Raw genomic sequence first — 1,866 nt, 5'->3', positions numbered from 1 at the left:
TTCAAGATGTGCGGCGCCGCGCCCGACCGGCTGGACGCGGAGGCCATCGTGGACGAGGTCCTGCTGCCGATGGTCCGCCCGTGAGAGCGGCGGACGCCGGTCCTCAGGCGCCGTCCGCGGGGGAGTCGGGCACGGCCGCGTAGGCCTTGGCGGCGGCGGCCTCGAAGAAGCGCAGCAGCTCGACCGGGAACGGCAGGACGAGCGTGGAGTTCTTCTCGGCGGCCACCTCGACCACCGTCTGGAGCAGGCGCAGCTGCATCGCCGCCGGGGTCTCGGCCATCGTCGTCGCGGCCTCGGCGAGCTTGGCGGCGGCCTGGAACTCGCCGTCGGCGGTGATGATGCGGGCGCGGCGCTCGCGGTCGGCCTCGGCCTGGCGGGCCATCGAGCGCTTCATGGTCTCGGGGAGCGTGACGTCCTTGATCTCCACCCGGTCGATGTGCACGCCCCACCCGGTGGCCGGGCTCTCCAGCATGATCTCCAGTCCGCGGTGGAGCTGCTCGCGGCCGGAGAGCAGGTCGTCGAGCTCGCTCTTGCCGATGATCGAGCGCAGCGAGGTCTGGGCGACCTGGAGCATCGCGAAGCTGTAGTTCTGGACGTCGACGGTGGCCTTGATCGGCTCGATGACCCGGAAGTACAGGACGGCGTCGACGCTGACGGAGACGTTGTCCTTGGTGATGCCCTCCTGCGCGGGCACCGGCATGGTGACGACCTGGACGTTGACCTTGCGCATGCGGTCGACGACCGGGATGAGGAGCGTGAGCCCGGGCTGGCGGGCCCGGCTGCGCACGCGGCCGAGCCGGAAGACGACCCCGCGCTCGTACTGCTGGACCACGCGGACGCCGGTGACGAGCCAGAACAGGGCCAGGACCAGGATGAGTACGACTATCGCCACGGTACTGCGACCTCCCCCGCCGCGGCGCAGCCCGCGCCGGGACCGGAGTGGCCCTGTCGCACGGGTGCGAGCCGCGGAGCACAGTATGCGCCCGGGGTGTGACGTCCGACAGGGAGCGGAACGGGCCTTGACGAATCGTTACGCTCCGGATGCCCCCGGCACCGGGGAACGGCCGGGCCCTGCCGGGGCGTTGAGTCCGGCGGGTGCTGGCGAGGGCCCGGCCGGGTGGGGGCGAGTGGTGGCCGGGGCTCCCGGCGGGCGCGGGCGAGCGGTGCCGGAAGCCGACGCCGGGCGCGAGCGGCAGCTCCGTGCGCCCCTGCGGCGACGACTTCGCCGCCCCGGCGGATTCAGCCAGGATGAACGTCAGGACATAGTTGATCCATACCAGTTGACAGTGCGGCAGCGGTTAGCGAATGCTGGTGCCCGGCGCCGGACGCGACCGAGCCACCCGCGCCTCGTTGCGCACCGGTCGCCGCCACCGGACCCCGGGTGCGCCCCGTCCTGCCGTACCCCCGTCGGCGGGGTCGGGGCGCCCCCGGGCCGGTATCACCTCCGCTCCGCCAGCACCGGGAAAGGGACCTCCGCCATGGCCCGTCTGCCGCACCGCTTCCGGCCTGCCGCCTCCTCGTCCCCCGTGCTGGGCCGCTCCGCCGCCCTCGCCGCCGCCGTCCTCGCCGGGGTCGTGGTGGGCGGGGCCGTCGAGGCCGTGCGGCGGCGCCGCGCCGCGCCGGCGGCCCACGGCGACGAGCGGACGATGACCACCACGGCGGGCAACGTGCTCGCGTACCGTGTGCACCGGCCGCCGGACGACGCCCCGGCCGACCCGTCCGCACCGCTCGTCGTCTTCGACGGCGCGCTCGGCGACGGGGGCCGCCCCCCCCGGGGGCGGGGGGGGGCGCCCGCCCCCCCCCCCCCCCCCGGGCCCCACCCCCCCCCCCCCGCCCGCCCCCCCCCCCACCCCCCCCCCCCCCCCG

The 1,866-nt window shown here is 75.6% G+C and carries 1 protein-coding gene; it reads right to left on the bottom strand.

Going from position 1 to position 1,866, the window contains the following annotated elements:
• Positions 1–103 precede the first annotated feature (103 nt).
• Positions 104–892, bottom strand: coding sequence for an SPFH domain-containing protein (locus ACFV4F_RS43225; protein ID WP_380438749.1), 789 nt, complete (start codon positions 890–892; stop codon positions 104–106).
• Positions 893–1,866: the final 974 nt, after the last annotated feature.

This window comes from Kitasatospora sp. NPDC059722, assembly GCF_042733235.1.
GTDB lineage: Bacteria > Actinomycetota > Actinomycetes > Streptomycetales > Streptomycetaceae > Kitasatospora.
Note: the sequence above shows the minus strand (reverse complement) of the source record. Positions and strands in the feature narration are given on the sequence as shown.